Origin of the sequence: Flavobacterium adhaerens (assembly GCF_040045115.1) — a bacterium.
Taxonomy (GTDB): domain Bacteria; phylum Bacteroidota; class Bacteroidia; order Flavobacteriales; family Flavobacteriaceae; genus Flavobacterium; species Flavobacterium adhaerens.
Window position 1 is genome coordinate 57,178 of record NZ_JBDLZX010000015.1, and the last position, 21,385, is coordinate 78,562.

At 34.4% G+C, this 21,385-nt stretch carries 11 protein-coding genes and 1 pseudogene; 7 read left to right on the top strand and 5 right to left on the bottom strand.

Annotation, left to right across the window (positions count from 1 at the left end; translation table 11 throughout):
- The first annotated feature begins 14 nt into the window (after positions 1-14).
- Complete coding sequence (locus ABEB18_RS16220) at positions 15-1,391, top strand: alpha/beta hydrolase family protein (RefSeq protein ID WP_348800383.1); 1,377 nt, start codon at positions 15-17, stop codon at positions 1,389-1,391.
- A gap of 82 nt (positions 1,392-1,473) precedes the next feature.
- Here the strand turns inward: ABEB18_RS16220 and ABEB18_RS16225 are convergent, their stop codons facing one another.
- The gene (locus ABEB18_RS16225; RefSeq protein ID WP_348800384.1) at positions 1,474-5,088 is read right to left on the bottom strand and encodes a DUF7948 domain-containing protein; all 3,615 of its coding nucleotides are present in this window, start codon (positions 5,086-5,088) and stop codon (positions 1,474-1,476) included.
- Positions 5,089-5,220: 132 nt separating this feature from the next.
- On the opposite strand from ABEB18_RS16225, the gene ABEB18_RS16230 reads away from it, so the two are divergent.
- From ABEB18_RS16230 to ABEB18_RS16255, 6 genes and pseudogenes are all read left to right on the top strand, one after another.
- The gene (locus ABEB18_RS16230) at positions 5,221-7,407 is read left to right on the top strand and encodes a B12-binding domain-containing radical SAM protein (RefSeq protein WP_348800385.1); all 2,187 of its coding nucleotides are present in this window, start codon (positions 5,221-5,223) and stop codon (positions 7,405-7,407) included.
- A 250-nt stretch (positions 7,408-7,657) separates the two neighbouring features.
- A complete protein-coding gene (locus ABEB18_RS16235; RefSeq protein ID WP_348800386.1) occupies positions 7,658-9,235 on the top strand; it encodes a L,D-transpeptidase family protein in 1,578 nt (525 codons plus the stop codon).
- A gap of 267 nt (positions 9,236-9,502) precedes the next feature.
- Positions 9,503-10,585 carry an SGNH/GDSL hydrolase family protein gene (locus ABEB18_RS16240; protein ID WP_348800387.1) on the top strand — a complete coding sequence of 361 codons (1,083 nt, stop codon included), beginning with the start codon at positions 9,503-9,505 and terminating at the stop codon, positions 10,583-10,585.
- The gene (locus ABEB18_RS16245) at positions 10,575-11,957 is read left to right on the top strand and encodes a sialate O-acetylesterase (protein WP_348800388.1); all 1,383 of its coding nucleotides are present in this window, start codon (positions 10,575-10,577) and stop codon (positions 11,955-11,957) included. The genes ABEB18_RS16240 and ABEB18_RS16245 overlap by 11 nt, the downstream gene beginning before the upstream one ends.
- Positions 11,958-12,301: 344 nt before the next feature.
- On the top strand, positions 12,302-14,590 hold the full coding sequence (bglX, locus tag ABEB18_RS16250) for a beta-glucosidase BglX (protein WP_348800389.1): 2,289 nt from the start codon (positions 12,302-12,304) through the stop codon (positions 14,588-14,590).
- Positions 14,591-14,837: 247 nt separating this feature from the next.
- Positions 14,838-14,945: pseudogene (locus ABEB18_RS16255) on the top strand (REP-associated tyrosine transposase); the annotation flags it as partial.
- A gap of 399 nt (positions 14,946-15,344) precedes the next feature.
- Here ABEB18_RS16255 and ABEB18_RS16260 read toward each other — a convergent pair.
- The 4 genes from ABEB18_RS16260 to ABEB18_RS16275 form a co-directional block, all read right to left on the bottom strand.
- Positions 15,345-17,336 (bottom strand): retaining alpha-galactosidase, encoded by a 1,992-nt coding sequence (locus tag ABEB18_RS16260; protein ID WP_348800390.1) that lies wholly within the window; start codon positions 17,334-17,336, stop codon positions 15,345-15,347.
- Between the two features lie 176 nt (positions 17,337-17,512).
- Positions 17,513-18,799: a glycoside hydrolase 5 family protein gene (locus ABEB18_RS16265; RefSeq protein WP_348800391.1), complete on the bottom strand. Its 1,287-nt coding sequence runs from the start codon at positions 18,797-18,799 to the stop codon at positions 17,513-17,515.
- A gap of 133 nt (positions 18,800-18,932) precedes the next feature.
- Complete coding sequence (locus tag ABEB18_RS16270) at positions 18,933-20,162, bottom strand: glycoside hydrolase family 26 protein (RefSeq protein ID WP_348800392.1); 1,230 nt, start codon at positions 20,160-20,162, stop codon at positions 18,933-18,935.
- 27 nt (positions 20,163-20,189) lie between these two features.
- Positions 20,190-21,215: a carbohydrate binding domain-containing protein gene (locus ABEB18_RS16275; RefSeq protein WP_348800393.1), complete on the bottom strand. Its 1,026-nt coding sequence runs from the start codon at positions 21,213-21,215 to the stop codon at positions 20,190-20,192.
- Positions 21,216-21,385: the final 170 nt, after the last annotated feature.

Sequence of the window (21,385 nt, forward strand, 5' to 3'; positions counted from 1 at the left end):
TAAATTTTTATGAAATGAAAAAAATAGTATTTGTTTTAATGACAATTTTGGTTTCCTTGAATGCATTTGCACAAGATATAACAGGGCAGTGGAATGGTTTCTTGAAAGTTCCAGGAGGGCAATTGCGATTGGAGTTTAATATCATTAAAAATGATAAAGGCTATAGTGCCACGATGGACAGTCCAGATCAAGGCGCAAGAGACATTCCGATTACGACAACGAGTTTTGAAAGCAACATTTTGAAATTAGAGATTCCGAGTGCCAGAATTGTTTATGAAGGAGAGTTGAATCCACATAATGTGGTTATAGGGACTTTTACGCAAAGTGGTCAATCTTTTCCATTGGATTTATCGAGAGAAAAGTTGGTTAAAGAGGTTGCCAAAAGACCTCAAGAGCCCAAAGAACCATTTCCGTATTATACCGAAGAGGTAACTTTTGAGAATAAAATAGATAAGATTGTTTTATCAGGAACATTGAGTTTGCCCAAGAAAGAGGGCAAGTTCCCTGCTGTGATTCTTATTAGTGGTAGTGGCCCTCAGGATCGAAATGAAGAGCTCTTTGGGCATAAACCATTTTTGGTTTTGGCTGATTATTTGACTCAAAAAGGAATCGCTGTACTTCGTTTTGATGATCGCGGAACTGCTAAATCTACTGGAGAGTTTAAAACCGCAACGACTTTTGATTTTGCTACTGATGTTCAGGCTGGAATTGCATATTTGCAAAGCCGAAGAGAGATCGATAAAACCAAGATTGGGCTTGTTGGACATAGCGAAGGAGGAATCATTGCACCGCTTGTAGCGGAAAATTCAAAGGAGATTGATTTTGTAGTACTCTTGGCAGGTTCAGGTCTACGTGGCGATCAATTGTTGCTTTTGCAAAAAGAAATGCTCGAAAGACAAATGGGAGTTTCAGAAAATGAGATTCAAAAATCGAAAGAAATTTTTAAAGGAGCATATGATGTTATTGTGAATTCTGATGCGAGTCAGGACGTGATCAAAAGTAAAATTTCAACCTATTTGAATCAAAAATTGGAAAACACATTAAGTGGAGATCAAATTAAAGTGTTGGCAGGAAGTGTTACAACGCCTTGGATGATTGGTTTTGTAAAATTGGATCCAGCAGTTGCTTTGGAAAAAGTAAAATGCCCCGTTTTGGCACTTAATGGAGAAAAGGATTTACAAGTTCCTCCAAATGAAAATTTAGAAGCTATAAAAAATGCCTTGGCCAAAGGCGGAAATAAATATATAACCATTAAAAAACTATCAACCCTAAACCATTTATTTCAAGAATGCGAAACAGGTTCGCCCAATGAATATGCTACTATCGAACAGACTTTTTCGCCAATAGCTTTAGAAGAAATTTCGAGTTGGATTTTGAAACAGATAAAGTAACAGGAAGTTTTTGAAAAAAAAATATACAAACTAAGTCCGTAAAACAAAATGGTGTTTTACGGACTTTTGTTTTTTGTTGTTTTTATCTTTTCAAACTAAAATGGCTTTTGAATTGAGCACCGTTAGCACGGGTTACCACAAACCAATAATCTGAAGAAGGTAAAGGGTAACCATTAAGAGTTCCGTCCCAAGAAGAATCAATCCTTAGTACTTTTATTAATTTCCCAAATCGGTCAAAAATTCTTATTTCGGTGTTTGGTTTTAAATAAGCAAAATCAATTGTCCAGGTATCGTTATATCCATCTCCGTTTGGAGTAAAGAATTTTGGATAAGGTAGTTCTTCTGTAAAATTGATGCAGTCAGCTGATCTTGCTTCTTGAATTTGGATTGTTATAGGGGTTCTTTCACTTTCACAATTAGAATTGGTTTGCGAAGCATAATAGGTAATTCCGTTTTCAAGAAGAGTCGATTCAGATAAATTTATTCCTTCTGTTTGAGCATCGTACCATTTAATATTTTGCCCGTCAATTTTAATATTACTTATTGAAGCATTTTTTTGTATACAAAATACCTGTGGAGAATCAGTAATAGGGTTTTGAGTATCTTGAATTTTTACACTAAGGGCAAGTCTTTGACTCTCACAATTGTTTAATGTCTGTGATGCGTAATAAGTGTTATTTTGTAATAAATCTGTACTATTTAAAATATTTCCATTCGTTGCTGAATCGTACCATTTCAACTCTGTTCCAGTTATGTTTAAATCAGTTATTGTTGCATTTTCATCGATACAAAATTGTTGAATGGTATTGGCAGTTGGCAAAGCCGTATCATTGATTTGAATTGAAACGGCTATTCTGTCACTTTCGCAACCAATAGTTTGAGAGGCATAATAGGTTTTGTTATTTTCTAATAGAGTAGTTGTTGCTAAAGATATAGTTGCTACATTAGAATCGTACCATTTGATATTTTGTCCAACAATTTGAATGTTATTTAAAGTAGCATTTTCATTTTTGCAGAAAGATTGATTTCTGTTTGCAGTTGGAGCAGAAGGTGTATTTACAACAGAAACGGTAATTCCAAATATTGGACTTTCGCAATTATTTTCTGTTTGAGAAGCATAATAGGTGCGTCCATTCACAAGATTTGTGGTTTCAGGTAATAAATTGCCATTACTTATTGCATCATACCATTTTATATTTTGTCCAGTAACTACAATATTAGCAATTGTTGGATTTTGTGCTGAACAAAAAGATTGGCTAACATTTCCTGTTGGTGGAGCAGTATTAACAATAACTACAGTGATTTTTTTAGTGTCATCGCAACTGCCTGTTCCAGTAATTAAACAATTATATTCTCCACTATTAGCTATAGTTACATTTGCAATTGTTGGATTTTGTTCTGTTGATGTAAATCCGTTTGGACCTGTCCATAAATAATTAGTTCCTCCTGATGCTTTGAGTTCTAAAGTATTGCCAATGCAGATGGGGGAGTTGCTTGTTATTACAGGATTTGATGAAGGTTCAGAATCCTGAAATTTCATTAAAAATCCCTGAGGACTATCATTAGGAATCTCAATATAAGCCCCTGGACTTGTGATATTATTATCTGGTGAACTGTTAAAATCATTTCCGGTAACAAAAAAATTATTTGTTCCCTCGCTTAAGATTATAGGATCACGAATAAGACTTGTTTTTCCAAAATAAGTTCCCCATAACTTTTGACAATTTTCATCTAATTTTATAATGAATCCAGAAAATGTTGAGTTTACAGGATTATAAGAATTAGAACATGCGATATCAAATCCATAGGTAGATTGTCCAGTAATGAAAATTTCATTATCATTTTTAGGGTAAATAGATGTAACTGCACCTTGGGAATAACTTAACCAAATTAATTTTTGCTGGGTTAAGCTGAATTTTGCAAAATAAGTACTTCGAACTGTCACCTTCATTGTAGATTCAAAAACATTTGGAGTTGAAATATTATTGTTCTCCGTTTGTCCTGTTATGTACAAATTATCTCCATATATTTTACCATTATATATCCAGTCACTATTGATATCTCCAAAGTACGTACTCCAAATTCTTTGCCCGTTTGGACTGAATTTTACTATCATTCCATCTCCTGCGGAGGATAAATTTTCTAAATGATAATTAGGTTGGTATGAATTAGGAGATGCAATGTCGGTTTCACTAAGAGTATAACCAACCAATATGATATTTCCATCTTTATCTATTGATGAATCTTCAAAAGAATCATCTTTTTCTCCTCCAAAATAAGTTCCCCAAATTCTATTTCCATTTGCGTCAAATTTTGCTAAAAAACCATCAAAACTATTATTATCAATTCTTGTTTCTTTGAAAGAATTTGGAGTTGAAATGAAATCATCGCTTGTAGTTGTGCCCGAAAGATAGATGTAATTTTGATTATCAGATGTGACAGTGTTGGCAAAAGTCATTCCATTATCATTTCCATAATAGGTAGCCCATTGCCTGATACCATTTGAATTTAATTTCCCTAAAAACATTTCAGAATAAAATCCCGATTTATTTTCTTTAAAAGAACCTACAGTAGAAATATTATTTGAGCTATTAGAATTTCCACAAAAAATGAGATCTTTATTATTGGATACTTTTACAGATTTAATATCATCGTCTCGATCTCCACCATAATAAGTTGCCCATATTCTATTTCCATTGGCATCAAACTTTGCGATATATCCGTCCCAAGTAATTAGCCCAGGATATTTAACAAAACCTGCTGAAGACTGATGAGATCCTAATGTTGCGATAGTTGTAGTACTGGCAGTTTTGCCTGCAAAATAAATATTTCCGAGGTCATCCTTATCTATTGTATTTGATTCTGTCCAATCTTCTCCTCCATAAAAAGTTCCCCAAAGTCTAGTTGGCACGGGATCAATAATCATAGTTTTATCAGAAACATTATTTGGTGAATAAAACCCATAAACATCTTTCTTAATCTTAATATATCCAACCTCAATCTCCTTTTTACTTCCTCGATCTTCAATCCAGCTGGCGGGAAGTGTTTCTTCCATTTTTCCAAAGCGAACATTCATTTGGATTTTATTATCAACCAAATCCGTTTCTGCGCCATTAAATTTTAATTGAATATCAGAGATTTTTCCCTGAGGATGAATTACAAAATTGTATTCAACTGTCTTTTTAGGATCATCTGGAATTGTAAAAACAACATCAATATTTGGGTAAATATTTTTATAAGTAACATTTTTGTATTGATGAACATTAGTAATTCCTTCTGGTTTATTGGCTACATTATAATAGTTATCAAAGTCCTTTGATTTTTGTTCAGCAACTAACTCAACTTTTGAATTTGAGTTTACAAAATCAATATCAATTCGATGAAAAGTGTATTCCAATTTAAAATCAGGCTCTTTTTCTTTTTGGTTATTATGAAAATGTGAAGACTCTTCTCTGGGATTTCTCGGGTCTTTTATTTCTGTTTTTTTAACTTCATAAACATCATACGAAAAACCACTTTTTCTTAATTGAACATTAAGTCCGTTAGTATTTAACAGATATTTTACAGCTGTATTAGATTTTCCTTTTTGGTCTATAATCTGACCTTTATTTTCTTTAAAACCAATAGATTGATTTTTGGTTTGAGAGAATGATTGGATAGTAATTAACAAAAATAATAAAAGTAATTGTTGTTTCATTTGAATAATTTGGTTGTGGCAAATGTAATTAAATATCTACAAAATAAAATTTAAAAAAGGAAACTTAACTGAATAAAATCTTTTCACAAAAAGTCTCTAAATATCCCTTAATTTTGCAAAAAAATATTCCTCTTGAAAACTAAACTTTTCCTTATCACGCCACCCTTTACACAACTGAATACACCGTATCCAGCGACAGCATATATTAAGGGGTTTTTGAATACCAAAAAAATCGAATCGGTTCAGGCTGATTTGGGAATAGAAGTGATTTTGAAAGTGTTTTCGAAAGAAGGTTTAACACATTTATTTGAAGCAAAGACCCATCAACCATTAACTGACAACTCCAAAAGAATTTTTGCTCTAAAAGACGAATACATCAAAACTATCGATTCTGTTATTCTTTTTTTGCAAGGAAAAAATCCAACCTTGGCACTACAAATATGTCAGGAAGATTTCTTGCCCGAAGCTTCTCGTTTTGCGCAGTTGGAAGAATTGGATTGGGCTTTTGGGACAATGGGAACTCAGGACAAAGCCAAACATTTGGCGACTTTGTATCTTGAAGATATTTCGGATTTTATTGTAGAATGTGTCGATGAAAATTTTGGTTTTAGTCGTTACGCCGAAAGATTGGGACGATCTGCCAACTCGTTTGACGAATTGTATGCAACTTTACTAAAAGAACCTACCTATTTTGATGAGATTCTTTTCTCTATTTTAAAAGAAAAAATCGATACGATACAACCCAATTTATTCTTGATTTCGGTTCCATTTCCTGGGAATTTATATTCGGCTTTTCGTTCGGCACAATGGGTAAAAAAATACCATCCCGAAATTAAAATCTCCATGGGTGGCGGTTTCCCTAATACCGAATTGCGTTCGCTTTCAGATAAACGTGTTTTTGAGTTTTTTGATTATATAACATTAGACGATGGCGAATTGCCTATTGAAGAGTTAATTTTCAATTTGGAAAATCCAAATTACGATACTTACAAGAGAACTTTTTTGTTAGAAAATGGTCAAGTAGTTTACAAAAACAATTCTACGAAACACGATTATAAGCAATCTCAAGTTGGAACTCCAGATTATTCAGATTTGCCTTTGGATAAATACATTTCGGTTATCGAAATTGTAAACCCGATGCATCGAATGTGGAGCGACGGACGCTGGAATAAACTGACGATGGCGCACGGTTGTTATTGGGGAAAATGTACGTTCTGTGATATTTCTCTAGATTATATAAAGGTGTACGAACCTGTCGCGGCTAGTTTGCTTTGTGATAGAATGGAAGAATTAATTGAGCAAACAGGTCAAAACGGTTTTCATTTTGTCGATGAAGCAGCACCACCAGCTTTGATGAGGGCTTTGGCACTAGAAATCCTTCGCAGGAAGTTATCTGTGACTTGGTGGACAAATATTCGTTTTGAAAAAAGCTTTTCAAAAGATTTATGTTTACTCTTAAAAGCTTCAGGTTGTATTGCCGTTTCTGGTGGACTCGAAGTGGCTTCGGATCGCTTGTTGAAGCTCATCGATAAAGGAGTTACTGTAGAACAAGTTGCGAAAGTTACCCGAAATTTTACTGAATCGGGAATCATGGTGCATGCTTATTTAATGTATGGCTATCCAACACAAACTATTCAGGAAACAGTAGATAGCCTGGAAATGGTGCGTCAACTCTTTGAAGCTGGAGTTTTGCAATCGGGTTTTTGGCATCAATTTGCGATGACTGCTCACAGTCCAGTAGGGATGTATCCAGAGCAATTTGGAGCTGTAAAAGAAACTGAAGCTATTGGGACTTTTGCAAATAATGACATAAATTTTGTTGATAAAACAGGAATCAATCACGATAAATTTAGTTTTGGGCTCAAGAAATCATTATTCAATTTTATGCACGGAATGTGTTTTGATTATGAGTTGCAAGAATGGTTCGATTTCAAAATTCCAAGAACCAAAATCCACCCCGATTTTATTTTTGATGCATTACAGGATGACAATCATTTCAATATCAAACCAACTGCAAAAATGGTCTGGCTTGGCGGAAAACCAGACGTTGAATATTTTATAAAAACCAAAAAAGGAAAGAGTTGGGAAATGTCTGCCTTGACTTTTCACGATAAAAAGCAAAGTTTTACCATCCAAACCAATAAAAATGAAGCCGAATGGCTGGTTCAAATGCTAGAGAAACTTTCGGTTTCAAACACAAAAAACTTCTCTTTTCAAGAAATAAAATCCAATTTTGAAACCAATCTAGAGGATTTCGAATTGTTTTGGTATTCTAAACCAGTCAATACTTTACGGGAATTTGGTTTGTTGGTTTTATAGAACTTTCAAAAATAGCTTTTTTTAGGAGCAAAACAATAAGCATTTTTGGAGGCAAAGTTCCTGCTCTCCGTTTCAATTTTATTGCCCGAACACCGGGCAATAAAGATTTTCACTTCGATCAGGGCTAATGATCGGCAAATTGCAAGTTTGCTTAGATCCTTTTCTTAGACAAAATTTGTCAGTTTATAAGCTCAAAATATCTTCTTTTGAGTCAAAAAAATAGTATTTTTATTAAAAATATTGACCACTTATGAAACTATGTTCCAAATTAATAATGCTGCTACTTTTAGTAATTACAACTTCATGTAATAAAACTAAGGAAACAATAATTCTTAAAAAACCAGTCATAGTAGAGAATACAGAAATTCGTATTTTGATCGACAGTAATGCTATTTCAAAATTTTATGAAAACTATCCTAAGTTGATTGCTTTTCAAACCGAAGTGTTTGATTTGTATAAAAAACAAAGTTCAAGTCAATTGTGGTTAGACAATAAAGGTGTAATAGAATTTGGAAATACCTTATTCGACAAATACCGTGGCCTAGACAATGAGGGGCTGAAAACCAATTTCCCTTATAACGAAAAAATCAATCTAATTTTTGAACGTTTTCACGATAATAAATTATCGCAAGTAGAGACCGATTTAATGATTACCAATCTATATTTTTACTATACTTCCAAAGTATATCAAGGAGTTGATGAAAAAACAACCACATCTTTAGAATGGCTTCTCCCTCGTAAAAAAATAAATTTTAAGATTTTTTCCGATTCTATTTTTCACGAATCGGTATTGAGTGACAAAGGGAATAAAAAAATGTTTAGTCAATACTATAAACTAAAAGAGGTTTTAAATAAATACAAAAAAATTGAAGCCAGCGGAGGTTGGAAAAACATCGAGGTACCAGCAGATTTTAAGAGTTTTAAAGTGGGCGATTCAGCCGATGCCATTTTGCAAATCAGAGACCGATTGTTTATAACTGGAGAATTAAAAGAAAATACTAAAAGTCCAATTTGCGACACAGTTTTGATGGCCGCAGTCAAAGACTTTCAAATTCATCACGCAAATATTTTTAATAAGACCATTTTGCCAGCACATATTGCCGAAATGAATGTTACGGTAGCCGAAAGAATTAAAACAATAATCGTCAATATGGAACGTTGTCGATGGATAGATCCTGAACTCGAAAAGGATAAAGAATATTTAGAAATCAATATTCCAGAATTCAAATTGTATTTAATTCGAGATGGAGAAATTAGTTTTGTATCGCCAGTAGTTGTCGGAAAAGCCATGACTCAAACAGTTATATTCAGCGGAATGATGCGATATATTGTTTTTAGTCCGTATTGGGTAGTACCGCAAAGTATTATTAATAGTGAAATTAAGCCAGGAATGGCCAAGGATAAAAATTATTTGGCTAAGAAAAACTTAGAATGGAATAAAGGACAAGTACGTCAGTTGCCAGGTAAGAACAACTCATTGGGGCTAGTAAAATTTTTGTTCCCTAATTCTAATAATATTTATCTGCATGATACTCCTGCCAAAAGTCTATTTGAGAGAGAATCTAGGGCTTTTAGCCACGGTTGTGTTCGTGTAGGAAAACCCAGAGAATTAGCTATCGAACTTTTAAAAGATGATCCCAAATGGACTCCAGAGCGAATAGATGAGGCTATGCATGCAGGGAAAGAAAAGTGGCACACGCTCAAGAACAAAGTCCCTGTTTATATTGGTTATTTTACAGCCTGGGTGGATAGAGAGGGGAATATGAACTTTTATAACGACATCTATCAAAGAGATGAAAGCTTACTCAAGTTGCTAATAGAAGAATAAAACAGTTTTCCCGTTTTATATCTATTAGTTATAATCCAATTCCTGAGGAGTTTTGCTAAAAAAATAGTCACCTAATAGCGTATTGATTGTTAATCATTATAAGTTTTGTTAAGAAAATAATTATAAAGCAAATATTTCTCTTCTAAAATGATTTCTTAATTAAAAATGGTGTTTTTTTATTATAATTTGACATTATAGTATCTTTTATCAAGTTTTAGAATATATAATTTTGTGTCTTGCAATTTAATTTTTAGACCAAAGTTGTATATGAAAGTAGAAAGGTACTTACTCTTTTTTTTGTTAATTTCTTTTTTTGCAAATGCGCAGCAAACATTATTTGTGCATGCTGGTAGAGTTGAACCTCTTGCAGACAATAAAGTAATTCTCATCGGTTCAGCATCGTCTGTTTCTTTTGATTTTGAAGGAGATAATTGTGCTATTTCATTACAAAGTATTGATACACATGAGCATCAAAATTATGTGGTTTTAGAACTTGATGGCGAATATTTAGGACGAGTAAGAGTTGAGAAAGGTGAATTAAAATCCTACCCTGTTTCTGTTTTAAAGAAAAAGAAAAAACACCATTTGGCTATTTATAAAGCAACTGAGGCCGCCAATGGAGGTGTTTTATTTGCAGGAACTACTGCAAAAGTTGTTGAAAGTTCCATTCCCCAGAATAAAAAGAAAATAGAACTTATTGGAGATTCCATTACTTGTGGTTTTGGCAATGATCTTTCCTCTATTCCTTGCGGAAGCGGAGATTGGTACGATCAACACAATGCGTATTGGGCATACGGACCAATAGTATCGAGAGCTTTGAATACTGATTTTGTATTGAGTTCAGTTTCTGGTTACGGGATGTATCGCAATTGGAATGATGAGCATTCCAACGAACCCATAATCCCTGATGTTTACGAAAATTTGTATTTAAATAAAGATACTTCAAAACCTTATGATTTTGCTTTTCAGCCAGATTTAGTAAGTATTTGTTTGGGCACAAATGACCTATCGGATGGAGACGGAAAAAAAGAAAGACTACCTTTTAATGAAGAGAAATATGTTTCTAATTATATCAATTTTATTAAGGTAGTTTATAAACATGCTCCGAACACAAGAATTATTTTATTGACTAGTCCAATGGTTTCGGGCGAAAAAAATAAAACCTTGATACAATGTCTAAAAAAAATAATACAAGCTTTTGAAGATGATAAAGAGCATAAGCCAATTGCGTTATTCGAATTTAAACCGATGTCGCCAAAAGGTTGCGGTTATCATCCCGATATCGAAGATGATAAAGTTATGGCGGCACAATTAATCCCCGTTTTTAAAAAGTTGCTCCATGAGAAATAATAGAATTGTAGTTATTCTTGCATTGATTCTGGTTAGTACAACTGCTTTTGCCAATGTTACCCTTCCAAATATTTTCTCAGACAATATGGTTTTACAACGTAATTCTGAAGTAAAAATTTGGGGATGGGCGAATCCACAGGAAGAAATTGGAGTTACACCGAGCTGGAACAATCAAACTTATACAGTAAAAACTACCAATCAGGCTAAGTGGGAAATCGTAATTCCAACCCCAAAAGAGGGTGGTCCCTATACGATTTCGCTCAAAGGCTATAACGAAGTGATTTTGAAAAACATTTTGATTGGCGAAGTTTGGGTTTGTTCGGGGCAATCGAATATGGAAATGTCAGCCAGTTGGGGAATTGAGAATGGTGATGAAGCCGTAAGAAATGCCACAAATCCGAATATCAGATTGTTTTTGGTATCTAAATCGACTGCGACTGCTCCGCAAAATAATCTTTTTGGAAGTTGGACAACCTGCACACCCGAGACGATGAAATATTTTAGTGCTGTAGGGTATTTTTTTGGTAAACGCTTAACGGAAGAGTTAAAAAACGTACCCATTGGATTGATTTCCTCGAATTGGGGAGGAACACCAGCAGAAATTTGGACACCAGCGGATGTGATTCAAAACGATCCAGTATTATTGGAAGCTGCTAAAACCAGAAAAGAAGAAAGTTATGGTCCTAATCAACCAGGGCGTGCTTTTAATGCTATGATTTCACCAATGATTGGTTTCAAAATAGCTGGGGTTTTGTGGTACCAAGGCGAAAGCAATGTTGGTTCTACGGTTTATGATAAAACCCTTTCGGCTTTGATTACTTCTTGGCGAAAATTATGGGAATATGACTTTCCGTTTTATTTTGTTCAGATTGCTCCTTACAAATATGGAGAAGATCATTTTAGCGGATCGATTATTCGTGATGCTCAACGCAAAGTATTACAAGAGGTTCCTAATGTTGGCATGGTAGTTACCAGCGATATTTCGCCTATTGATGATATACATCCTAAGGATAAAAAATCGGTGGGAATTCGTTTGGCTAATTTGGCTTTAACAAATACCTATAAAGTGAATGCAGCTCTTGTAAACGGCCCTCTTTTTAAAGGAATTAAAATAGACAAGAATAAAGTTGTGGTTGCATTTGATAATAATGAGGGTTTGTATTTTAAGGATAAAAAAGCTGACTTATTTGAAATTGCCGGTGCTGATAATGTATTTTACAAAGCGACAGCTTTAATCAAGAATAACGAAGTGGTATTGCAGTCAGCTCAAGTAAAAAAGCCTTTGAAAGTACGTTATGCATGGAAAAATACGGATCAGGCGACACTTTTTAATAAAGCTAATTTACCGGCTTCGTCTTTTATAGTAGAGTGATTGTCTATTGTTTAAGTACAAAAAAAGACACATTTGTGTTAGTTTATGCAACATCTGTTTTATTGAAAAAAGAATCAGGAATGTAAATTGCCACCTGATTTTATGCCATTTGTGTTGTAATTATTTGACAATATCTATGGGTTTTGAAACTCGTGAAGCTGCGTGAGGGATAGAAATAAGCTACCGAAGTAGCATGGATAGCCCGACCGCGATGAACTAAGGGGGCGAATAATGATTTCTAAAGTAAGCCCCCTTGGTTCATAGTGGTCACGCCTCAAAAAATAAGATAGGACAAAAGAGCATTTTTTAAATAGATCTGCAAAAATTAATCTTTAACTCTAAAAATGAAAAAAATAACTTTTACAGGGTTTATTGCCCTTATTACAATTGGAACTATGAATGCACAAAAAATGGCACATTTAGACAAAACGAAGCCAGTAGAAGAACGTGTTGATTTGTTGATGCAACAAATGACTCTGGAAGAGAAAGTAGGGCAAATGAATCAATATAATGGATTCTGGGAAGTTACAGGACCAGCTCCAAAAGGCGGTACTGCAGAGTTAAAATACGAGCATTTGAAGAAAGGTTTAGTGGGGTCTATGTTGACTGTTCGCGGTGTGAAGGAAGTTCGTGCTGTGCAGAAAATTGCTATCGAAGAAACTCGATTGGGAATCCCGTTGATTATTGGATTTGATGTGATTCATGGGTATAAAACCTTGAGTCCGATTCCGTTGGCAGAAGCAGCAAGTTGGGATTTGGAAGCGATAAAAAAGTCGGCTCAGATTGCAGCAGATGAGGCATCGGCATCTGGGATTAACTGGACTTTTGGTCCTAATGTTGATGTAGCCAATGATGCGCGTTGGGGACGTGTAATGGAAGGGGCTGGAGAGGATCCTTATTTAGGAAGTAAAGTTGGTTATGCTAGAGTAAAAGGTTTTCAAGGGGAAACCACTGCCGATTTACTTAAAGTTAACACGATTGCGGCCTGTGCCAAACATTTTGCAGCTTACGGTTATGTTGAAGCTGGATTGGAATATAATATTGTGGATATCAGTAACTCGAAATTATATAATTCTGTTTTACCTCCTTTTAAGGCGACTGTTGATGCTGGAGTAAGAACTTTTATGAATTCATTTAATACCCTGAATGGCGTTCCAGCGACAGGAAGTTCTTTTTTACAGCGAGATATTTTGAAAGGAAAATGGAAGTTTGATGGTTTTGTAATTTCAGATTATGCTTCGATTCGAGAAATGATTGCTCACGGTTATGCTAAAGACGAAGCCGATGCTACTTTGAAAGCGGTTGTGGCGGGTTCAGATATGGATATGGAATCGTATTTGTATGTTGCAAAGTTAGTGGATTTGGTCAAAGAAGGGAAAGTAAAAGAATCTTTGGTAGATGATGCGGTTCGTAGAATATTGAGAGTGAAGTTTGAGTTGGGATTATTTGACGATCCTTATAAGTATTGCGATGAAAAACGCGAAAAAGAATCTATCGGTAATAAAGCGCATGTTGAAGGTGTTTTGGATATGGCCAAAAAATCTATCGTTTTGTTGAAAAATGAGAAAAATTTACTTCCACTTAAAAAATCAGGTCAAAAAATTGCTTTGATTGGCGCTTTGGCAAATGATAAAAACAGTCCTTTAGGAAGTTGGCGAATAGCAGCTGATGATAATACTGCAGTTTCGGTTTTAGAAGGTATGCAACACTATAAAGAGAATCAATTGGTGTTTGAAAAAGGAGCCGATTTATTGACACAAAATGCTACTTTTTTAACCGAAACTATTTTTAATACTACGGATAAAAGTGGGTTTGAAGCCGCTAAAGTAGCCGCAAAGAATGCTGATGTTGTGGTGATGGTTTTGGGGGAATATGGTTTTCAAAGTGGTGAGGGAAGAAGTAGAACCGACTTGAATTTGCCAGGTTTGCAACAAGAATTATTGGAAGAAATCTACAAAGTAAATCCGAATGTAGTTTTGGTGCTGAATAATGGTCGCCCGTTGAGTATTCCCTGGGCAGCCGAACATATTCCAGCTATTGTTGAGGGATGGCATTTAGGAACTCAAGCTGGAAACGCTATTGCGCAGGTTTTGTACGGCGATTACAATCCAAGTGGGAAATTACCAATGTCTTTCCCTAGAAATGTAGGTCAAGTGCCAATTTATTATAACAAATACAGTACAGGAAGACCTAAAAATAGTGATAATAATGTTTTCTGGTCACATTATATGGATGTAGAGAAAACACCGCAATTTCCGTTTGGTTTTGGTTTGAGTTATACAACTTTCGAATATAAAAATCTGAAACTGAACAATACAGCTTTTACCAAAGGTGAGCCTGTAAAAGTTAGTGTTGAGGTTACCAATACCGGAAATTATGATGGTAAAGAAGTAGTTCAATTGTATATACATGATGAGTATGCCAGTATTATTCGCCCCATAAAAGAATTAAAAGGTTTTGAATTGGTTGATTTGAAAAAAGGTGAAACCAAAACGATAAACTTTACTCTTACCGATAAAGAACTTGGTTTTTATGATAATGACGGAAATTATTTAGTAGAAGCAGGAACATTCAAAATTATGGTTGGAGGAAGTTCTGACAAAGGTTTAGAAAGTGGTTTTGAGTTAAAATAAAACTTTAGAGTATATTGTTTAACGCAGATTAGGTTGATTTATAGTCAGCTTAATCTGCTTTTTTTTTAAACATCTTGTTTTATATTCTTAGTAATTTTCAGACCATCTGTACGATGAAGGAGTTGTTATTGCAGTTGTGGAAAGATTTGTGATTTTTGCTATTTTGCAGTTCAAGCGATACTTTGTTACTTATGTTGGTTGTTGTGTTTGGTTGTTGTGTTTGGTTGTTGTGTTTGAACTGCTTGTTGTGAAAGATAAAATTGTCACTTTGCCTGAGGATCATTATTTTAGCTCTGCCAGAAATTATGCTGGATTAGAAAATGATTTGGAAGTTATTTTACTAGATTTGTTTTAGCAGTCTTTGATTGTGGGCACGGATTACTTCGTCAGTTCGCTATCGCTCGTGTGCAAATCCGCGCTATCGGGTATTGTTTGAAGATCTATTAGTTGTGAATTGCTTTCGAAATTGTATTTTAGCTTATAATTCCCAACTAATCCTTGTGAGGTTAACAATGTTGTGTTGTTGTGAATTGCTTTCGAAATTGTATTTTAGCTTATAATTCCCAACACTAACTGCAGCAATACTTTGTTTAGCTATGTTGGATATGCAAATAAAAACTGCACATTAAGTTAAGCTACATTTTTTTATTCTCGATTTAAATTTTCAGCAAATGCTGCTCACATTTTTTAAAATTCAATAGAATTGACGAAAATTTATTTATCATAATTAATTGTACCCAACGGGTTATGCTAATTAATTTTTAGGTGTGATAATTGCAGATAAACCACCGCCACTTGCCAATCGATAGGGTAATTTACTTTTAGAATCAACCGTGATGATTTCTCTTTTATAATCTTGTGCCGCTTTATCAGCATTTAAGCCGTCTGAGAAAATTTCAACACTGTATGACTTGCCTTTTTCCAAAAATGAAAAGTCAATAGTTATTTCTTTGGAATCCCAATTTGTGATGGCTCCCAAATACCAAGTATTTTCTTTTTTACGAGCAATTGAAACGAATTTTCCAACTTCTCCATCTAAGGCCATAGTTTCGTCAAATGTGGTTGGAATTTTTGCTATAAAATTTGTTGATTCCTGCTCTTTCATATAAGCAGTTGGGCTGTCAGCCATCATTTGCAATGGAGATTCAAAAATAGTGTATAATGCCAGTTGATGACATCTTGTTCCCTGACTCATTGGTGTTGAATGGCTCGGCTTGAAATCGTATTTGTTGGCATTTCTCATCGCACCAGGGGTATAATCCATAGGGCCAGCCATCATTCGGATAAATGGAATCGAGCAGTCATAAGTTGGCACATCGTCATTGGGTGTCCATTTATTATTCTCTAAACCTTTTACACCTTCAAAATTCAGAATATTAGGAAAGGTACGTTGGATTCCTGTTGGTTTGTACATCCCATGAAAATCCAAAAGTAATTTGTTATTTGCTGCTTTTTGAGCAATTTGGTAAACCGAATTCACCATTTTAGCATCATCTCGATCGATAAAATCTACTTTAAATCCTTTTACTCCTAAATCAGCGTAATTCTTAAAAATGGTATCAATGTTTTCGTGCAATGCCATCCACGAACACCATAAAATGATACTGACATTTCGTTCTTTTCCGTAGGCGATTAAAGCTTTCAAATCCACATTTGGATTGTGTTCCATAATGTTATTTTCTACACTCCAACCTTCATCCAAAACCACATATTCGACTTTGTTTTTAGAAGCAAAATCGATGTAATATTTATAAGTTTCGGTGTTGATGCCAGCTTTGAAATCAATATTGTAAATATTCCAATCGTTCCACCAATCCCAAGCTACTTTTCCAGGTTTTATCCACGAAATATCTTTTATTTTAGTTGGCTCTGATAATTTTTGAACCATATCGTTATTAGCCAAAGAAGCATCTTTTTCAGCAATAACTATTGCTCTCCAAGGAAACGTTCTTGTTCCTTTAGTTTTTACTAAATAATCCGCTCTTTCGATAATTAATTTGTTGAGGTTGTTGAATCCACCGTTTTTTTCTTGAATAGGATATTTAGAAAAACGACTTTCAAAACCTGATTTGTTCTGATTATTGGTAACAAATAATCCTGGGTAATCTTCGAGATTAGCTTCTAGAAAAACGGCTTTAATTTGATTTTTATAATCAATTAAAAAGGGTAAAAAAGCCAAGGTGTCTTTTGTATATTCACTTATCTTTTTGTTTTCGTAATGAGATTCAAATGAGGAAATATAAGGGTCTTTAGGATTTCTTAAATCTCTAACATACGGCATTAATGAGTTGTAATCTTGATCGAAGTTTAAATTAACTTCTTCTGTTTTTACCGTAATTTCCTTTTTCTTTTTGGTTATAAATCGATAAGCAACACCATCATCAAAAGCACGGTATTCAATGCTAAAATCATTTTTAAAATTTAAAATCAAGAGATTGTATTGGTTTTTTACATTGCTCTTTTTGTAAAAAGGAGTTTGAAAAGTTTGATTTATTTTTTCTCTTTTGGAATTTAAAAGTATTGGATTTTTTCCCAAAACTTCATTTTGGTCCAAAGTCATTGAAATCGTAGAAGGAGCCAGAATAGTTTGCTTTTCATTCAAAACAGACCAGCTTATTTTGTCGGTTATTAAAATGCTGGTTTTAATTTTTCCGTTTGGTGAAAACAATACAAAATCTTGATTCTTTTGAGCAAAAGAAAGGTTGATAAAAAATAATGCAAAAAAGAAATAGATTGTTTTTTTCATGTTTTTTTGATTTTTCACGCAGATTTAGCGGATTTCCACTTTCAACAATCTGCTGAATCTGCAAAATCTGCGTGCTATTTTTGGTTTGAAAATAAAAAACTATAGATGGAGAGTTTAGACCACAAATTTCACAAATTAACACAGATTATTATTAGTGCAAACTCATGTAATTCGTATTAATTTTTAAACTTAGTGTTATATTTTTTTACAATTTCCAAAGTTGATTTGTCTGTAGAGAAAACTGAGTTCAACCCTTGTGGTTCTTGTGGCGGATCAGTAGTCAAAGGATCGCCAGGATTCCAATGTCCATCAGTTGTAACCGCTTTTCCTTCGCCGCCAAAACCCCAGAAATTTGCTGCTTGCAATGAACCTTTGTTTTTTACACTTTCAGCCACTCTACCAAAAATATAATCGTAAAATTTATCTCTGTTAGCAACAGATGTTGTGTTTATCAAAGTTTCATTTTCTCTTGGTAAACCAAATTCTTCAATGATAATTGGTCTTTGTAAATCATTGGCAACTTTTACATGTTTGTCTATATATTTCCCAGCATTTTCAATAGCAATAGGTAAAGTTTTTTCAGCATCATCAGCCTTAAACCAGTTCCAGTTTTTTGGCCAGATGTGCATGGTCAAATAATCGATATTTGGATTTTGGTGGGTTCTTTCAAAAATTTCAATAACGTCATTCGAACTGTTCAATCCTTCTGAACCTGTAGAAATCAAATGGTTTTTGTCTAAGCTATCAATTAAATTTATAAAATTGTTTAACCAAGCCGTAAATTTTGCTTCGTTTTCTACCGTAAAAAGTCTTGGCTCATTTCCAACTTGCCATGCCATAATGGTATTGTCTTCGGTATATTTTTTTTTCGAATACGAATTGGTTCTGCCGATAATAAACTTAGTATGTTCTTCTAAAGCTTTCATACAAGGTTCACAGCTGTGAAATTGCTCTGTATAAGCCATATATTGTGGCCAAGTATTGGGTGGGATTGCAGGAACTGGAACTGGCCCATAGCCATTCCACTCCAAATATTGTGACATTCCACCAGACCATTCCCAGTTGTTGGTTAGATATAAAACAGCATACATGTTACGTTTACCCATTTCATAAATCAAAAAATCCAAACCATCTAGTAAATCAGCATCGTATTTTCCTTGTTCGTATTGTAAGGCAGGGCGAACCGTGTAGTCGTATTTTCCGCCATCGGCACCTACTAAAATTCGCAGGTTGTCAATACCGTTTTTCTTCATTACATCCAGTTCTCGAAGTAATCTTTTGCGATCTCCTATTTTTTTGGAACCCAACATACTTCCTTGCCAATAGTTAGCACCGATGTACGAATACGGTTTGTCTCCCTTGTAAAATTGTGTTCCTTTTACCGTAATTCTTTCCTGTGCCTGACACGCTATTGTCGAAACGAGTAAGGCTAATCCAAGTGTTTTTAAAAATTTATTTTTCATAGTTTATTTTTTTTGGAGCTATTTCCTGCTATCCGCTGTATTCCCGATTTACAAAAACTACGGCTAAAAAGCCTCGTTTTTCTAAATCGGGAGATGCCGCTTCTATCAGGGCTAGAGCTTTACGTTATCAAATTTAATTTGGGAGTACATACATTTTAGGCAATCCGTTTACCAACGCTGACTTTGTTTTTGTTGCAAATGTTTTAAAATCTGTTGCATTGGTTTCGTTTGGTGTAGGAACATAATAGCCATCAGTAGTATTATTCCAAAACATTACATAACTTATTTCGATATTATTCGTTGTCAATGCACTATATAAATATGTTGAAAACCAATCTGTAATAGGCGAAACCGAACTAGTTACTCTGTATCCTGTTTCTGTTAATGCAGCTATTTTTACTTTACTTGTTGCTAAATCTGAAATCATTTTTAATTTGGCATTCGCTTTATTAGCACCAGTCTGACCTTGATTATCGAAATCACCATAATTATCCATTCCTAAAATATCAACGTATTTATCCCCAGGATAACGGCTCAAATATTCTGCCGATGTTGTGTAGCTACGATCAGGTGAAAAGGCATAAATAAGATTGTGAACTCCTTTGGTATCTCTTAGATAAGTAACTGTAAATTGATAGGCTTTTTTGTATTCATCTGCTGTACAAAAATCGGCTCCCCACCAAAACCAACTTCCGTCAAACTCGTGGAAAGGTCTAAAAATAACTGGAATTAATTCTCCATTTGCTCCTTTTAGATTAAGGAAAAAGCTGGCCACTTTGTTTAATTTGTTCTTATACCATTCGTGATTTGTTCCGCCAGGAAGAATGCTTTTAAATGCGGTTGTTTTTTCTTCATTGGTCATTTCGCTTACATAAAAAGCTTCTTCTTTATTGGGCTCTCTGATATGCCAAGACATGGTATTAATCATTCCTTTGGTATAAGCTGCTTTCATGTCTGTTATTACTTTTTGTTCTTGTTGGTAATACCAATTAGAACTTACTCCTGTATAGTTTTTATCTGTGATGAAAATAAAATCGGATCCCAATAGGGCAGGGTCATAGGTGGTTGTTTTTTTGATATCCGATTGATCTGTAGCTCCATTATTGTAAAAACTGTTAAAAGCATCTTGTTGACCAATTGCAAATTTTGTTTTTGCTAATGTTTTTAAATTATAAAATAGAGCAGCTGTCTCTGCTGTAGCCTTAGGATCAGCCATGTATGTTTTTACATTTTTTGTTGTCAAGCCAGTTTCAACTTCAGTTGGAGTTTCAGGATTTGTTGTATCTGTAGCAACATTGTCAGTAGAACATCCAAAAGAAATAAATGCAGTTAGCAGGACTATTAAATTATAGTGGTTTTTCATGTAATTTTTTTATTGGTTTTTAATGTTTTATTTAAAATGTATCGAAATGTCATCAGCATACAGAGTTCCAGATGCGAACCCTAAGGCTATCATGATTCTGTACTTTTTGGCTCCACCTGGGATAGGGAATGTCTTGGTGTGTTGAGTCCAATCGGTTGTACCTGTTACAAAAGTTAAATTTTGCCCTTCTCCTGTTTTTGTACCATCAATTGTAGTAAATTCAAGTGCAATTAATCCGTTGTTCCAAGCATCTTTTCCTTGTTTGATATTGTCAGATTTTGACCATCCTGAAATTGTTATAGATGTTACATTTTCAGGAATATCCGCAATTTGATCAATTCCAGTCCAGTCAAATGTTGATGAATTTAATACTAATGCAGATTTTCCTTCTTTGTAAATTGAGGTTGAAACTGTAGCGTTACCACGCCATGAAGCGATTCCGTTTTCAAAATTAGCATTACTTAATTCAACTAATTTTGTTGATTCATCTCCTGACTTTCTAGCGTTTTCTTCAGCCTGAATTTTATCTAATTGTTCTTGTGTAAGGGCAACAGCTTTTAAGTCATCAAAAAAGATAGTTCCGTTGGTTTGACCTAGAGCAAGCATTATTCTGAATTTTGATGCTCCTGCGGGAACAGTAACTGTTTTTTTGTAGAAAGTCCACGGTGTTGTGCCCAGAACAGAGGCAATGCTTTCGTTTTGAATTTCTTTTTCACCAGCATTCAAAAATGCCATATCAAATTTCCCTGTATTCCATACATTTTGTCCTTTTTCAATACCTGCAGCCTTTACCCATCCACTGAATTCAATTGCGACTGTTTTTTTGGGAATACTCACTATTTGGTCAATTCCTTTCCATTCTGCACCAACAAATTGATTGATAGTGCAACTATTATTCCCTGTTTTTTTGTCATAGGGTGAAATAGTCGCAATACCTTCACCTCTCCAATTTAATAATTCAGTTTCAAACCCACCGTTTTTTATTAGGTTGGTTTGTGCATTATTGGGTATAGTAATTGATAAAATTCCCAATACAAGTAATATTTTCTTCATAGTATTAAAGTTGAGAGGTTGTTTTTATCAAGAAATAAGGCTTGATTTCAACCCTTAATCCTATTAATCAACTCGATACAGGCTCTTCCGTTGTGATAGGGGCATTTCCAGAATCCGGCTTTGTCTTTTGGCATGGTCGAATAATCGCTGTAAACTCCCCAAAACCATTC

Coding starts and splice junctions, on each gene's coding strand:
- bglX (WP_348800389.1), top strand. CDS start 12,302: ATGAAAAAAATAACTTTTACAGGGTTTATTGCCCTTATTACAATTGGA.
- ABEB18_RS16240 (WP_348800387.1), top strand. CDS start 9,503: ATGAAAGTAGAAAGGTACTTACTCTTTTTTTTGTTAATTTCTTTTTTT.
- ABEB18_RS16220 (WP_348800383.1), top strand. CDS start 15: ATGAAAAAAATAGTATTTGTTTTAATGACAATTTTGGTTTCCTTGAAT.
- ABEB18_RS16270 (WP_348800392.1), bottom strand. CDS start 20,162: ATGAAAAACCACTATAATTTAATAGTCCTGCTAACTGCATTTATTTCT.
- ABEB18_RS16260 (WP_348800390.1), bottom strand. CDS start 17,336: ATGAAAAAAACAATCTATTTCTTTTTTGCATTATTTTTTATCAACCTT.
- ABEB18_RS16235 (WP_348800386.1), top strand. CDS start 7,658: ATGAAACTATGTTCCAAATTAATAATGCTGCTACTTTTAGTAATTACA.
- ABEB18_RS16225 (WP_348800384.1), bottom strand. CDS start 5,088: ATGAAACAACAATTACTTTTATTATTTTTGTTAATTACTATCCAATCA.
- ABEB18_RS16265 (WP_348800391.1), bottom strand. CDS start 18,799: ATGAAAAATAAATTTTTAAAAACACTTGGATTAGCCTTACTCGTTTCG.
- ABEB18_RS16245 (WP_348800388.1), top strand. CDS start 10,575: ATGAGAAATAATAGAATTGTAGTTATTCTTGCATTGATTCTGGTTAGT.
- ABEB18_RS16275 (WP_348800393.1), bottom strand. CDS start 21,215: ATGAAGAAAATATTACTTGTATTGGGAATTTTATCAATTACTATACCC.